Origin of the sequence: Amycolatopsis solani (genome assembly GCF_033441515.1) — a bacterium.
Taxonomy (GTDB): domain Bacteria; phylum Actinomycetota; class Actinomycetes; order Mycobacteriales; family Pseudonocardiaceae; genus Amycolatopsis; species Amycolatopsis solani.
On the sequence record NZ_JAWQJT010000004.1, the window covers coordinates 130,121 to 143,206 of the forward strand.

The 13,086-nt window shown below is 71.3% G+C and carries 12 protein-coding genes; 7 read left to right on the forward strand and 5 right to left on the reverse strand.

Going from position 1 to position 13,086, the window contains the following annotated elements; all coding sequences use genetic code 11:
• The first annotated feature begins 252 nt into the window (after window positions 1-252).
• The 3 genes from SD460_RS44760 to SD460_RS44770 are packed head-to-tail and all read left to right on the forward strand — an operon-like array spanning window position 253 to window position 2,770.
• Complete coding sequence (locus tag SD460_RS44760) at window positions 253-867, forward strand: TetR/AcrR family transcriptional regulator (RefSeq protein ID WP_290051923.1); 615 nt, start codon at window positions 253-255, stop codon at window positions 865-867.
• Between the two features lie 57 nt (window positions 868-924).
• On the forward strand, window positions 925-1,959 hold the full coding sequence (locus tag SD460_RS44765) for an alpha/beta hydrolase (protein ID WP_290051922.1): 1,035 nt from the start codon (window positions 925-927) through the stop codon (window positions 1,957-1,959).
• Between the two features lie 43 nt (window positions 1,960-2,002).
• Window positions 2,003-2,770: a DinB family protein gene (locus SD460_RS44770; protein ID WP_290051921.1), complete on the forward strand. Its 768-nt coding sequence runs from the start codon at window positions 2,003-2,005 to the stop codon at window positions 2,768-2,770.
• Window positions 2,771-2,793: 23 nt separating this feature from the next.
• Here SD460_RS44770 and SD460_RS44775 read toward each other — a convergent pair whose 3' ends face one another.
• A complete protein-coding gene (locus tag SD460_RS44775) occupies window positions 2,794-3,270 on the reverse strand; it encodes an SRPBCC family protein (RefSeq protein ID WP_290051920.1) in 477 nt (158 codons plus the stop codon).
• A complete protein-coding gene (locus SD460_RS44780) occupies window positions 3,267-5,366 on the reverse strand; it encodes a prolyl oligopeptidase family serine peptidase (protein WP_318307718.1) in 2,100 nt (699 codons plus the stop codon). The genes SD460_RS44775 and SD460_RS44780 overlap by 4 nt, the downstream gene beginning before the upstream one ends.
• A 289-nt stretch (window positions 5,367-5,655) precedes the next feature.
• Here SD460_RS44780 and SD460_RS44785 point away from each other — a divergent pair, with 289 nt between their 5' ends.
• Complete coding sequence (locus tag SD460_RS44785; RefSeq protein ID WP_290051916.1) at window positions 5,656-7,269, forward strand: linalool dehydratase/isomerase domain-containing protein; 1,614 nt, start codon at window positions 5,656-5,658, stop codon at window positions 7,267-7,269.
• Window positions 7,266-7,766, forward strand: a complete 501-nt coding sequence (locus SD460_RS44790) for an SCO family protein (protein ID WP_290051914.1) — start codon at window positions 7,266-7,268, stop codon at window positions 7,764-7,766. The genes SD460_RS44785 and SD460_RS44790 overlap by 4 nt, the downstream gene beginning before the upstream one ends.
• Window positions 7,767-7,790: 24 nt before the next feature.
• Here the strand turns inward: SD460_RS44790 and SD460_RS44795 are convergent, their stop codons facing one another.
• The gene (locus SD460_RS44795) at window positions 7,791-10,067 is read right to left on the reverse strand and encodes a S9 family peptidase (RefSeq protein ID WP_318307719.1); all 2,277 of its coding nucleotides are present in this window, start codon (window positions 10,065-10,067) and stop codon (window positions 7,791-7,793) included.
• Window positions 10,068-10,465: 398 nt separating this feature from the next.
• Window positions 10,466-10,795: an FCD domain-containing protein gene (locus SD460_RS44800; protein WP_290051912.1), complete on the reverse strand. Its 330-nt coding sequence runs from the start codon at window positions 10,793-10,795 to the stop codon at window positions 10,466-10,468.
• Between the two features lie 260 nt (window positions 10,796-11,055).
• Between SD460_RS44800 and SD460_RS44805 the strand changes: the two genes are divergently transcribed.
• Window positions 11,056-11,292, forward strand: a complete 237-nt coding sequence (locus SD460_RS44805; protein ID WP_290051911.1) for a class II aldolase/adducin head domain-containing protein — start codon at window positions 11,056-11,058, stop codon at window positions 11,290-11,292.
• A 28-nt stretch (window positions 11,293-11,320) separates the two neighbouring features.
• Here the strand turns inward: SD460_RS44805 and SD460_RS44810 are convergent, their stop codons facing one another.
• The gene (locus SD460_RS44810; RefSeq protein WP_290051910.1) at window positions 11,321-12,319 is read right to left on the reverse strand and encodes a GlxA family transcriptional regulator; all 999 of its coding nucleotides are present in this window, start codon (window positions 12,317-12,319) and stop codon (window positions 11,321-11,323) included.
• Window positions 12,320-12,389: 70 nt separating this feature from the next.
• Between SD460_RS44810 and SD460_RS44815 the strand changes: the two genes are divergently transcribed.
• Window positions 12,390-13,076 (forward strand): DJ-1/PfpI family protein, encoded by a 687-nt coding sequence (locus SD460_RS44815; RefSeq protein ID WP_290051908.1) that lies wholly within the window; start codon window positions 12,390-12,392, stop codon window positions 13,074-13,076.
• Window positions 13,077-13,086: the final 10 nt, after the last annotated feature.

The following is a 13,086-nucleotide window of genomic DNA, read 5'->3' on the forward strand; positions in this document are numbered from 1 at the left end:
GAAGGGTTTTCGGCGTGCAGAAAGGAGAGCCGCGTGGAAGGCGGCAACAGAAACGACGCTCGGGCACCGCGCTGCGGCCCGTCACGTGCCGGACTCGTGGTCTCGGCGAAACCCCGCGGCCGAAGTGTCCACTTCGGACTACGCAGGGACGTGGCTCCTTCCTCCTTGAAGGCGCTTAACTGAGAGTCAACTCTCAGCTAGTCGACATCGTAAGCTAGCCTCACTGACATCCGCAAGAGGGAGGAAGTTCCTTTGGCAACCGAGGAAGCGGCGTCGCCCGCACCGCGCCGCCGGATGCGGGCGGACGCGCAGCGGAGCATCGAGCAGATCGTGGCCGCCGCCGAGCGCCTCATCGAGAGCGTGGGACCGGGGGTCGCGCTGGAAGAGGTGGCGAAGGAGGCCGGCGTCGGACCGGCCACGCTCTACCGCCACTTCCCCAGCCGCATGCACCTGTTCGAGCGGGTGTACGGCGACCGCACCGCCAGGATCGCCGAGCAGGCCCACGCGCTCGCCGGCACCGGCGAGCCGTGGGAGACCCTGACCCAGTGGCTCGGTTCGTTCGTGGCGCTGGGCCTGGAATCCCAAGGCGTGCTCATCCAGCTGATGTCCCAAGGCCTGCAGCAAAGCGACGCCGCGGGCAACGCGGAGCGCGGGCGCAAGCTCGTCGCCGAGGCGCTGAGCGAGTTGCTCGACCGGGCGAAGGAGGCCGCGGCCGTCCGGGAGGACGTCGACGCCGAGGACGTCATCTCCCTCGTCAGCGGCGTGGTCGTGACCGTGGGGTCCCGGGCCGACACCACCCCCGACGAGCGACGCGGACAGGCGGACCGGGCCCTTCGGATCGTCTTGCGGGGCATCAGTGTTCCCTAGCCCCGAATTCCAGTCCGGTGTAGACATTCGAGGGCGCGGCGCCTAACGTTCGCGTCCATGACTTTCGTTGTGGAGCCACGACTTCGCGAGATCATCGAGCAGATCACCCCGCACCTGGCCGACATGCCGGCCCCCACCGTCCGCCACCCGCCCGCCGACCCCGCCGCCCGGGACGCGTGGTTCGCCGACGTCACACGGGAGCGCGCGCGGCAGCAGGCGCGGATGAGCGAGGCCGCGGGAAGACCGTCCGCCGGCGCGGGCGTCGACGTGACCGAGGTCCGCATCCCGGTCACCGGCGAATGCGGCTGGGCCGGCTGCGGCGACTGCTCGGCCGGCGCGATCAACGCGATCGTCCACCGGCCCATCGGCGTGCGCGCGGCACCGGCGTACCTCCACTTCCACGGCGGAGGCTTCTGGGTCGGCGGCGGGCTCGACGTGTTGCGGGGCAACGCCGCGGTGCACGGCGCACGCGCCCGCGAGCTGGGCGTCGTCGTCATCGACGTCGACTACCGGATGGCGCCGGACCACAAGTTCCCGCTCCCGGTCGAGGACTGCTACGCGGCCCTGAACTGGGTGGCGGCCAACGCCGAGCACCTCGGCGTCGACCCGGCCCGCCTGGCGGTGGGCGGCGGCAGCGCCGGCGGCGCCCTGACCGCGGCGGTGGCCCTGATGAGCCGCGACCGCGGCGGCCCCCCGCTTTCCGCACAGGTGCTCACCATCCCGGCGACCGACAGCGGCTGCAACACCGGCTCGATGCATCGCTTCGCCGAGGGCTACGTGATGACCCGGCAGAACGCGCTGGAGATGTGGGACATGTACCTCGCCTCACCGGCCGACGCCCACAACCCCTACGCCTCCCCCATGCACGCACCCAGCCTCCGCGGCCTGCCGCCCACGCTGGTCATCCTCGGCGACTACGACCTCTTGCGCGACGAGGGCAGCGCGTACGCCCGGCGCCTGGTCGACGAGGGCGTCACCGTGACGGTGCGGCGCTTGCCCCAGGCCCACGGAGCCGAACTACCCGAGAACGGGCCGGAGACCGAGCGCCTCATCAACGGTTTCCTCACCACCAACCTGCTCCGTCCGTCCTAGGGCGAACGTGGCGCGGGCGGGACGGGTGCGCGAGACTGCTTCGATGGTTTCCGAATACGTCCAGAGCGACCGATTCCGCGGTGCTCGTATCCACCTGTGCGACCTCGCGGGTCTCGAGATCCGCGATTGCGAGGTGAACGGTCTGAAGATCGTCGACTGCTACGGCAGCGACGTCTACCTCGGTGGCTATTTCGAGCGCCTCGTCGTCAACGACGTCGACGTCACCGCCTACGTCGAGGCCGAGCTCGACCGTCGGCACCCCGCACGGGCGCTGGCGCGGGAAGCGGCTTCGCCCGAGGACTACCGGGCTGCTTGGGACGCGATCGAGACCCTGTGGGGCGCGACGCTCGACCGGGCGAAACTGCTGCCCGAGGCCACACTGCACGAGCAGGTCGACGGCGAGTGGTCGTTCGTCGAGACGCAACGGCATCTGCTGTTCGCCTGCGATGCCTGGCTCGGCAACGCCGTGCTCGAGGAGGAAGCGCCCTACCACCCATTGGGTTTCCCCGCCGGAGGGACGCCGGCCGAGGAGGCGGCGAAGCTCGGCCTCACCCTCGAAGCCACCCCGACGCTCGACGAAGTCCTGGAACCGCGGCGCGCCCGCATGGCCGCGATGCGGCGTGTGGTCGGCGGGCTCACCGCGGCCGAGCTCGACCGGGTGTGCGGCCGCAAGCCGGCGGACATGTATCCCGAGCAGGAGTACGTCGTGCGCCGCTGCCTCAAAGTCGTGCTGAAGGAAGAAGCGGAGCACCACCGTTACGCGGTGCGCGACCTCGCGAGGCTCGAAGCAGGTGCGTCCGAACCGCAGTAGGGGCCAAGGGGTGAAGGCCGGCGTCAGGCGACTTCGGGTTCCAGGTCTTTCCCCTCGACGAACGCCTTGAGCCGCGCCAGCCCCTCGGCCATCACCTGCTGGGCCCAGGCGAGCACGTCTTCCGCCGATTGCCCGGGCGGCAGCATCGGACCGCGGGTGTAGACGTCGTAGGCGACCACCGTCCCGTCGCCGGCCGGGGTCAGCTCCCACGTCGCGAAACCCATGAACGTGCCGTCCAGCGCGTCGAGACGGATCGTGCGGCGCTGCTCCAGGATCAGCTCGGCGTTCTCGACGTGGTAGAGCGCGACGTCGGGTGCCTCGGGCGAGGCCGCGTAGAACCGTTGTCCCACAGAGCCTTCCGCACCGCCGAGGCGCACCAGGAGCTGGCCCCGGCGCCAGCCGTCGAGGTCGACGATGTGCGGCCAGATCGCCGCCGCACCGGCCGCGACGTGCACTTTGCTGTGGGTCAGGAAGTCGATGGTCGCGAGGGGTTCGGTCATGCGGGGTCTCCTGGGTGTGCGGCGCCGGGGTGGCGCAGGCCGGCTGGGGTCATCCCCAGGCGCTGCATGAGGAAGGCGAGCCAATGCGTCGCGTGGGTGACGGCTTCCGACCGGTTGCTGGCCGTGCCGTGTCCGACGTCGTCCCAGACGCGCAGCAGCACCGGCGCGGTGGTGGCTTCGGCGGCTTGCACGCGCGCGACGAACTTGCGGGTCGGGCCGGGCGGGCAGGCGACGTCCGCGCCGCCCGCGTGGATGTAGAGCGCCGGGTAAGCGACTGTCTCGTCGACGAGGTGGTACGGCGACATCTTGGCGAGGCGGGCGACCTCGCCGGGATCATCGAGGTCGCCGTACTCCGCGCTGAGGGCGAACTTGCCGTAGGGCAGGCGGTGGGCGCCGATGACGTCCAGCGGCGGGCATTGCGGCACGACCGCCGCCCAGAGGTCCGGGCGTTGGGTGAAGGCGTTGCCCGCCAGGAAGCCGCCGTTGCTCCAGCCGGTCATGGCGAGCCGGCCGGTCGTCGTGGCACCGGTGGCGACGAGGTGTTCGGCGATCGCGTAGAGGTCGTCAAGGCTGTTCTGCTTGCCGCGGAGGCGTCCGGCGTCGGCCCAGCCGGTGCCGAGGTCGCTTCCGCCGCGCTGGTGGGAGATGGCCAGTGCGCCGCCGGCCGCGACGAACGCCGCGACGGGGCCGGGGTACTGCGCCGGCCAGGAGACCCGGCCGCCGCCGTACGCGGTGACGAGCGTGGGCAGTGGACGCGTTCCGTCGGCACCCTCGGGCAGGACGAGGTGGTACGGCACCTCGGTCCCGTCCGCGGAACGGGCCCAGCGCAGGGTCGACGTCGCACCGGCCAGGCGCACCCGCGGCTCGCGCAGGGTGTCGACCTGCCCGGAACCCCACCGGTAGCGGTAGAGGCCCGGCGAGGAAACCGGGGTCGAGAACGGGAACACGAACTCGTCGGGGTGGCTCTCGGCCACCAGTGCGGCGTTCGGCATGACGTCGACCGGCAGGGCTCCCCGGCCGGGCAGCGGCACCTCCTCGAGCTCCCGTCCGTCCCGGTCGAACACCCAGGCGCGGGCCTCGGTGTCGACCGATCCCGTGACGACCAGGCGGCCGCCGACCAGCCGGACGTGGCTCAGCACCCGCTGTGACTCCCCGACGAGTTCCCGCCACGCGGCCGGGTCCGGGTCGTCGAACCCGATCGCCACGATCCGCCCGCGGGGCGCCCGGTGGTTGGTGACCGCGACGTAGCGGTCCCCGTCGATGACACCGGCCACGGACGCGTCGAGGTCCGGCACGAACGGGCGCCAGTTCCGCTCCGGCAGGTCGCACACGTACCGCGGGAGCGGCCAGACGCTCGTCAGCACGGCGTGCTTGCCGTCGGCGGCGACCTGGACCGTCGGGCCTTCGGCGCCGGTGACCGGCTCCGGCTCGGCCGGCGGTTCCGCGCCGATCGTGTGGAAGTAGACCCGGAAGGCGAACGACTCCGCCGACAGGTCACCCGCGGTGTAGAAGAAACCGGAGCTGTCCGGCAGCCACTGCGGGGTGATCATCGGGCCCATCGTCAGCTGCGGAAGCCGCTCCGGCAGCTCGTCGCCGGTTTCCACGTCCAGCAGCCGGATCTGCCCGAGGTCGGAACCACCCTGGTTGACCGCGAACAGCGCGATCCGCCCGTCCGGCGAGGGGACGAACCAGGAGATCGGCCTGCCGCCGTCCCGGACCGGGTCGTACAGGACCCGCCCTGGGCCGTCCGGACCGTCCGAGACCACGAGGACGGCGCTGTCCGGATAGCCGGGGCCGGGGGTGCGGGCGAGCCGGAACCAGCGGCCGCCGGCGAACTTCGGTGTCGGGTCGACCAGCCAGTTGGGTGAGCCGGTGCCGTCCGCGACGTGCTCGTCGACCGAGGACCGGAGGGCGTCCAGGTGCGGCCACTGCCCGAGAAAAGCGTCGGTGAGGGAGTTCTGCGCCTCCTGCCACGCCGCCGTCTCGGCCGAATCGTCTTCGAGCCAGCGGTAGGGATCCGGAAAACTGATACCCGCGACGGTGTCTCGGGTGTCGACGATTCGCGCCGCGGGATAAGGCAGCTGCGCGTCGGTCATCGCGTCCTCCGTGGGGCTGGTCCGGTTCGGACGGTCGGGGTGGAACCACTCTGCCCTGGCCGTGCCCGGAACGCGATCGACAAATGACGGCACCACCCGCCTGGTGGACGCGACAGATGTCGACGAAGTTCGGGGGCTTCAAAAGAACGCCCCGCGGCGGTTGACACAATTCGAATTCCATGACCTCGCCATGAGCGGTTGCAAACCGAACGCCACTCGCCTTAAAGTCGAATGTGCAATCACATTCTCTTTTTTGCTTCCCGGGGCGCCGATCTGGCAGGAGCCTGCAATGACGAACACGATCGAGAGCGGCCCCAGGACCCGGCAGCAGCGCAACGCCGGGCCGGCTCCGCTGCTGTCGGACGCACAAGTGGGGCACATCCGGCACATCGACAACCTGTCGCGGCTTCCGCGCGGGGACTGGCGGCACATGGCGGGGCCGCTGCCCTTCCAGGAGGACTTCAGCGCCTACCGTTACCAGCTCGGCTACATGAGCCTCGCGATGGCGCTCGCGCACTACCACCAGCTGCCCGCCGCCCCCGGGGTTTTCCGGGGGCAGCTCGACCGGCTCATCCGCAAGATGCTCGAACCCGACGTCTGGTCGTACTGGCGGGACACCAGCACCCAGGGGGGCTACGGACCGTTCGCGCTGCCCCGCCTGCCGAGCCGCGCCGATCCGGTCGCGGTGGACAACATCATGTACAGCGCTTACCTGCAGGTCATGACCCTGATGTACACCATGCTGTTCGACGATCGGACCTACGAGCAGCCCGGTTCGCTGTCGTTCGCCCTGCGGCCGGTCCTGTGGGGCAAGGACCGCCACGAGCGCTTCGAGTACGACCAGCGGAGCCTGAACGAGCGGATCTACTGGAACATGGTGGAAAACGGGTACCTCGGGGTGGCCTGCGAACCCTTCTGCGTGTTCCAGGTCTGCAACCAGGTCCCCATTCTGGGTTTCCGGCTCCACGACCACCTCTACGGCGGCGACCTCGCGGCCGAGGTGACCCAGGGCTATCTCCGGGCGTGGGAACAGTTCGGCGGCGGGCTCAACGAGAACGGCCACTTCGCGAGTTACGTGGTCCAGCAGAACGAGCTGCTGCCGCAAGACGTCCTGGTCGACCACGACACCGCGTGGACCGACGGGTGGCTCGGCATGCTGCTGAACATGTGGCGGCCCGAGCTCGTGCGGCGCACTTACCGGGACAAGATCGAGCACTGGCTCGATCGGGGCAGCGGCGGGCGCATCGCCGTCCGCGGCTTCTCGCGCATCCCCGGCAGTGAGGACCTGGTCGCGCCCGGCACGCTCGGGGAGATCGGCTGGCTCGCGGCCTGGGCCTCGGAGATGGGCGACCGCGAAGTCGCCGACGGGATCCTCGGCCACGCGGACACGTACCTGAACCCGCAGTGGGAGAACGGCGGGCTCTACTACCCGCGCCGGGACGAGACCTATGACGAGGCCGGGCACTTCGTCTCCGTCATCCCCACGGTCAGCAACGCCACCTTCCCCTATGCCCGCCTCAACGTCGCCGACGGCTTGCGGACGCTGTTCGAACGCCCCTGGACCGACCGCGAGCGTTCCCGTCCCGCGCTCACCGAGGTGGGCAGGGAGGTCGACGTCCGGCGCGCCTGGTACCACGAAGACACCCGCTGCCTGCAGCTGAGCGTGAGCCCGATGCACGGCCGGCCGGCGGCGGCGACGGACCTGACGATCTCGCGGGTCTGGGACCGGGGTGCCTGGGCGTTGACGGTCGACGGCCGCACGGTCGCCCGAGGCGGCGAAGCCGGGGTCGAGCCGACGGCGGAAGGGCAGCGGCTTGAGCCGAGGCGTGTCGACGACGGGGTGCGGATCTCGCTCGAACTGCGTGGCCGCGTCGACCTCGAGCTGGTCTGGAGCAAGGCATGAGCGTCACCCACCACCCCGTCCGGCCGCGCTACACCCTGGTCGACCACCACGGTCGCGAGGTCACCGAGCAGGACTTCCCGGGTCGCCACCAGCTGGTCTTCTTCGGCTTCACCCACTGCCGTGCCGTCTGCCCCCGCGTGCTCGGCCTGCTGAGCACGGTGCTCGACGACCTCGGGCCGCTGGCCGACCGGATTCAGCCGCTGTACATCTCGGTCGACCCGGAACGCGACACCCCGGACGTCCTGCGCGCGTTCCTCGAACGGACCTACCCGCGGTTCCTGGGGCTCACCGGGAGCCCGGAAGCAGCGGAGGCGGCCCGCGCCGCCTTCCGCATCTTCGCCGGCCGCGGAGCGGATCCCGAGGACCCGGAGGGGTACGCGGTGCCGCACACCGCCCTGACCTACCTGCTCGACCCGGGCGCGGCGTACCTCGCGCACTTCCCGGACGTCCTGGCCGCGGCCGAGATCGCCGACCGGATCCGGAAACTGGTTCGGTGAAGCCCCCGCCGTCGTCGGCGCGGATCAGCAGGGCAGCTCGGCGGGCGGCTCCTCGCCGAGCAGGTGCTCGACGAAGTAGTCCCACATGAGCGCGCGGACGTAGGGAGTGGTGCCGCCGTAGTGGTCGACTCCGGGCCAGATCTTGAGGTCGAACCGCTTGCGCGCGTGGCTGAGCGCGTCGATCAGGGCGAAGGTGTGGTCCAGGCTGACGTTGGCGTCCCGGTCGCCGGACACCAGCAAGAGCTTGCCGCGCAACCGGTCGGCCGGCCGGAGGTTGCCGAGGGCGGCCAGCTTGCCGGGGTCGTTCGCGTCTTCGTTGCCCAGGTGCCAGTTCCAGGCGCCGCGCGGGAGCTTGCGCGCGTCGTGCACCCCGGCGGAGCTGACCCCGACGGTGAAGAACTCGGGGAAGGACAGCATCGCGCGCACCGAGTTGTACCCGCCGTAGGAGTGGCCGGTCACGCCGACGCGGGACAAGTCCAGTCCGGGATGCCGATCGGCCAGTGCCCGGATGGCCGTGACGTGGTCCTCGATGCCGCGCGGGGTGTCGAGTTCTTCCCGCGTCCACTGCCGGAACACGCGATCGCGGCCGGGTGTGCCGCGGCCGTCGAGCACAACGGTGGCGAAGCCGAGGGCAGCATACGCCGCGCCGAGCCGGCCCCAGGACGGGTTGCCGCCGCCGCTGAGGAACCCGCTCGGCTGGGTGACGACCTGGTAGCCCGCGTACATCAGGTCGATGACCGGGATCCGCTCCGGGTCGACGGGGTCCGGGGGCAGCGTGAGCAGCCCCCACAGCGGCGTCTTCCCGTCGTCGGCGGTGACCTGGAACTGCTGGGGGAACACATAACCCGCGTCGGTCAATGCGGAGACGTCCGCGCGTTCCAGTTCGCCGATGACCGCGCCGGTCGCGGTGTCGCGCAGGACGATCTCGGTCGGCTTCTCGACGGTCGAGACGTGGTCCACGAAGCAGCGGCCGCTGGGGCTGATCGAGCTGCCGGCCGCACCGCCGAAGATCGCGGTGAAGAACGCGATGGCGGGTGCCTTGAGTTCGTGGTCGGCCGGTTCCGGTGTGAGCAGCATCTGGGCACCGCCGTCCAGCGACGCCTTGTAGAGCCGGCGCCAGTACGGGTTGCCGCCGTCCTCGCCGGTGCCGGCCAGGAACAGCACCTCGCGGCGCCGCTCGTCGACGCGCAGGATGTCGCGGACGACGAGGTCGCCGCTGGTGATGCGGTGCCGGCAGGCTCCGGTGCCGAGGTCGTAGAGGTAGAGGTGGCCCCAGCCGTCGCGCTGGGAGAACCAGATCGCCTCGTTCGTCGCGGGCAGCACGCGGATCAGCGGCAGGCTGTACTCGTGGGTGTTGGGTTCGTAGATCGGCTCCGCCGTCTCGCTGAGCGCCACGGTCCGCGCACCGGTACGGGTGTCGATCCGCAGCAGCGCCGCGGTTCTGCCGCCGGTTTCGTGGGCGAGCAGGTGGACGAAGCGCTCGTCGGCCGACCACGCGACGGTGTCGAGGTGCGTCATGGCGAGGCCGTCGGTCAAGCCGTCCTCGTCGTCGAAGACGGCCTGGTCCCCGGTCACCAGGTCGATGATCGCGAGCTGGGGTACGCCATCGGGCTGTTCGTCGACGTGGTGGTAGCGGAAGGGATCCAGCCGCGGCTTCGCCCGGTCGGCCGGAAGCTGGTCGACGAACGGGTGCTCGGGCATCGAACGCTCGTCCAGCCGCCCGGTGAGCAGAAGCCGGCCGGAGGGCGAGAACGCCGTGGCCATCGGCGGAAGCGGACGGCCCCGCGCGGCCAGCGGCAGGTTCGAACGCAGGTAGTCCGGGGTCGCACCCCAGGCGAAGTGCGCTTCGCCGGCTCGGGTCACCTGGCGTTCCTCGCCGTTCTCGTCGCGCAGCCACAGGTCGTGCTCGCGCCGGAACACCTCTGTCTTGCCGTCCGGGCTGCGCAGCGCGGGCTCCGCGGCGGGGACGGCCGAGTCGCCGTCGGGCCCGAACGCCGCGGCGCGGCCGTCGCCGAGCCGCACCAGGTGCGGCTCGTAAGCGGTGACCGGGATCGTGCGGAGATCGACCTCGGCGCCGAACACCGCGCTCAGCCGCTCGGCCAGCGCGTCGCGGTCGAACAGCGGCCGCCTGGTGAAGGTCTCCGGGTCGACCAGGACGTATTCGTGGCCGTCGGCTCCGTCACGGCGGTACCAGAACTCGTCGCCGTCACCGGTCCACTGCGGATCGATCGCCCGGTTGCGGACCAGTCCGGGCAACCGTTCCGGCACCAGGGCCAGTGCGGCGCGATAGCGTTCGTCCATCGTGGAGCGCAAAGCAGGCCTCCTCGGCCGGGACCGGTCAGCCAGCGGGTGAGCCGGATCACTTGGTGGTGCCACACCGGCGAACCTATCGCCGCGCGGGGCCGCCCGGAATCGACAACCGTCGCGTCCTTTCCCCGGGGCGCTACACGTTCGTCGCGAGCCATGGCCCGGCCCGCGGACAGGAAGTCCGTTGAGGACGGTACGGGCAGCGGCTCGTCCGCGGCGTCGGCGCGGAAGGCCCGGAGCAGGTAGGCGACCAAGCGCCTGGGCGCGGCGCAGTAAGCGGGCGGCGCGCTCACGAGCCCGCCGTGCGCAGCGCACCCGCCTCCTTCGCCCGGTCGACCAACAGGCATCGGCTACCGGGGCGAAGAGGCCGTCGCCGTGGTCGGTACCGTCGCTCAGGAGGCCGTTTCGCCGTGCTCCGGCAGCGCGCGTTCGGACGCCGCCTTGACGTGCGCGAGCATCTCCTCCGCAGCCGCGGCCGGATCGCCCGAAGCGAGGGCGTCCAGGATGCGCTGGTGCTCGGCCGCGGCTTGGCCGGCGTGCGCGTGCCCGGCCTTCATGAACAACCGGAATCGCTGCACCGGCCCGCTGAGTGCGCGGAAAGCGCTCTCGAGGAACGGGTTGTCGGCCTGTGCCGCGATCAGGCTGTGGAAGCGGGCGTCAGAGGTCCAGTAGCGGCGGAAAGCGTCGGCGTCCGTGTCGGCGTCGGTCGCGGATCCGGCCACCCGACTATTTATTGCGTTCCAATACGCACACAGCGTGACGTGAGGCACCCATGGTGGCGGGGTCCACAAAGGACAAATTCAGCTCGCCGCCGGCGCTCGCCGGCGGTGGCGGTTGCCCTGCGAAGCGGAGTTCAGCAGGTCACTGGGCACTGCCGAGGTCGTCGGGCGTCCGCAAATAGGCCAAGACCATGGCCGTCAGCTGGTCGGCATAGCGGATCCAGTCTTCACCGGTGAATTTTCCCGGTGCTCCCTGTGCTCGCATGGCGCGGTGGACGAACGACGCCACGATGGTCTCGGCCGCCGCCTGGTGGTTCATCACGATGGAGCGCTCGTGCCAGGCCCAGCTGCTGGCGATGGCGGCCGGCGAGCCGACCCTCATCGACCACGACACCGCGGTGGGCGTACGCGACCAGACCGGGAACCCGGTCGCCGGCTGGTTCCAGTTCCGGCCGCTCTGGGACCAGGTCGTCGCGGAATCCCCCGACCTGTTCGACTGACCTTCGCGGCCGCGGGCAACGTCGGCTGCTACCCCGACCTGTCCGCATGGACACCGGGTGGGGTGCGGGACGAGAAGGTGCGGCGGTAGTCGGTCGGGGTGGTTCCTGTCGCGAGCCGGAAGTGGTGGCGGAAATTCGCCGGGCTTCCCAGACCGCAGGCCCGGCCGATGTGGTCCACCCCGGCGTCCGTCGTCTCGAGCAGTTCGCGGGCGCGGCTGACGCGAGCGGCCGTGAGCCACTTGATCGGGCTGACCCCGAGCTTCGCGGTGAAGATCCGCGCGAACGTGCGCTCGGCGACCGCGGCGTGCTCGGCCAGCGCGGCGACCGTCAGCGGGGTGTCGAGGCGGCGCAGGGCCCACTCCAGGGTCGCGCTCAGCTCGGTGCGGTTCGGTGGCGCGGGCGGGCGGGTCACGTACTGTGCCTGGCCGCCCTCGCGGTGTGGCGCGGCCACGATCCCGCGGGCGATCGACGTAGCCGTGGCCGCGCCGCAGTCCCGGCGCAGCAGGTGCAGGCAGAGGTCGATGCCGCTGGCCACCCCGGCCGAGGTCAGCAGGGAGCCGTTGTCGACGTAGAGCACGCCGGGGTCCACCTCGATGCGCGGGTGCCGGCGGGCCAGCTCGTCGGTGAGCAGCCAGTGGGTGGTCGCGCGCCGGCCGTCGAGCAGGCCGGTGGAGGCCAGGGCGAACGCGCCCGTGCAGATGGTGGCGATCCGCGCGCCCCGGGAGTGCGCCTCGCGGAGCGCGTCCCGCACGTCCGGGGTGGCATCCGGTGGGGTGTCCCGCTCCGAGCCCCGGTAGGCGGGCACGATCACCGTGTCCGCCGTGACCACCTCGTCGAGGCCGTGTGGCGCGGTGAGCGACCAGCCGTTGAGGGTCTCGACCGGCCCGGCGGACCGCCCGCACAGGATGACGTCGTAGTGGCTGTCGTGGAGGCCGAAGGTCTGGAACGGCATGCCGACCTCCATCGGTTGCACACCGTCGAGGGCGAGTACCGCGACGCGATGCCGCCGCCGGGACGAACCGGTCATGGCGGAATCCTATCGACCAGGGGCATTCCTGCTACTCGCCGCGGCGGGGCGGCGCGCGAAGGATGAGGGCATGACAGACACGCGGCCCTACCGCATCACCGTGCTCCTCTTCGACGGCGTCGAGGAGCTGGACTTCACCGGCCCGTGGGAGACGCTCCGCATCTGGCAGAGGGTGGCGACCCGTCCGGTGAGCGTGCGCACGGCCAGCCTCGACGGGGCGCCCGTGCGCTGCGCGCTGGGGTTGACGGTCACCCCGGACGGCGGGATCGACGACGAGCCCCGGCCCGACCTCGTCGTCCACCCCGGCGGCGCGGGCATCGACACGCTCTACGCCGACCAGGCCCATCTGGCCCGGATGCGGGCCCTCGCCGAGCACGGCACGATCATGACTTCGGTCTGCAACGGCGCGATGGTCTACGCCGCGGCCGGGCTGCTCGACGGCCGGGCCGCCACCTCCCACTGGCTCGTGCTGGACGAGCTGGCCGGTCAGCACCCGAAGGTCGACGTCGTCCGCGACCGGCGCTGGGTCGACACCGGCCCGGTGGTGACCGGCGCGGGCATCACCGCCGGCATCGACATGGCACTGCACCTGATCGACCGGCTGGAGAACACCGACACGGCCCGGGCGGTGGCCGGCATGCTCGAGCACCCGTGGGACCCAAGGGTGGACCTCGTCGCTGCGACCAGCCCGGAGAACCGCCACCACACGCTCACCACCATCGTCCCGCTGGTGCAGGCGGCCCGCCGGGCCGATTGATCGCCCCACC

Bases quoted from the DNA above. Each gene is read 5' to 3' on its own strand.
- SD460_RS44795 (WP_318307719.1), bottom strand. From the start codon at position 10,067: ATGGACGAACGCTATCGCGCCGCACTGGCCCTGGTGCCGGAACGGTTG.
- SD460_RS44780 (WP_318307718.1), bottom strand. From the start codon at position 5,366: ATGACCGACGCGCAGCTGCCTTATCCCGCGGCGCGAATCGTCGACACC.
- SD460_RS44815 (WP_290051908.1), top strand. From the start codon at position 12,390: ATGACAGACACGCGGCCCTACCGCATCACCGTGCTCCTCTTCGACGGC.
- SD460_RS44805 (WP_290051911.1), top strand. From the start codon at position 11,056: ATGGCGCGGTGGACGAACGACGCCACGATGGTCTCGGCCGCCGCCTGG.
- SD460_RS44770 (WP_290051921.1), top strand. From the start codon at position 2,003: ATGGTTTCCGAATACGTCCAGAGCGACCGATTCCGCGGTGCTCGTATC.
- SD460_RS44785 (WP_290051916.1), top strand. From the start codon at position 5,656: ATGACGAACACGATCGAGAGCGGCCCCAGGACCCGGCAGCAGCGCAAC.
- SD460_RS44810 (WP_290051910.1), bottom strand. From the start codon at position 12,319: ATGACCGGTTCGTCCCGGCGGCGGCATCGCGTCGCGGTACTCGCCCTC.
- SD460_RS44765 (WP_290051922.1), top strand. From the start codon at position 925: ATGACTTTCGTTGTGGAGCCACGACTTCGCGAGATCATCGAGCAGATC.
- SD460_RS44775 (WP_290051920.1), bottom strand. From the start codon at position 3,270: ATGACCGAACCCCTCGCGACCATCGACTTCCTGACCCACAGCAAAGTG.
- SD460_RS44790 (WP_290051914.1), top strand. From the start codon at position 7,266: ATGAGCGTCACCCACCACCCCGTCCGGCCGCGCTACACCCTGGTCGAC.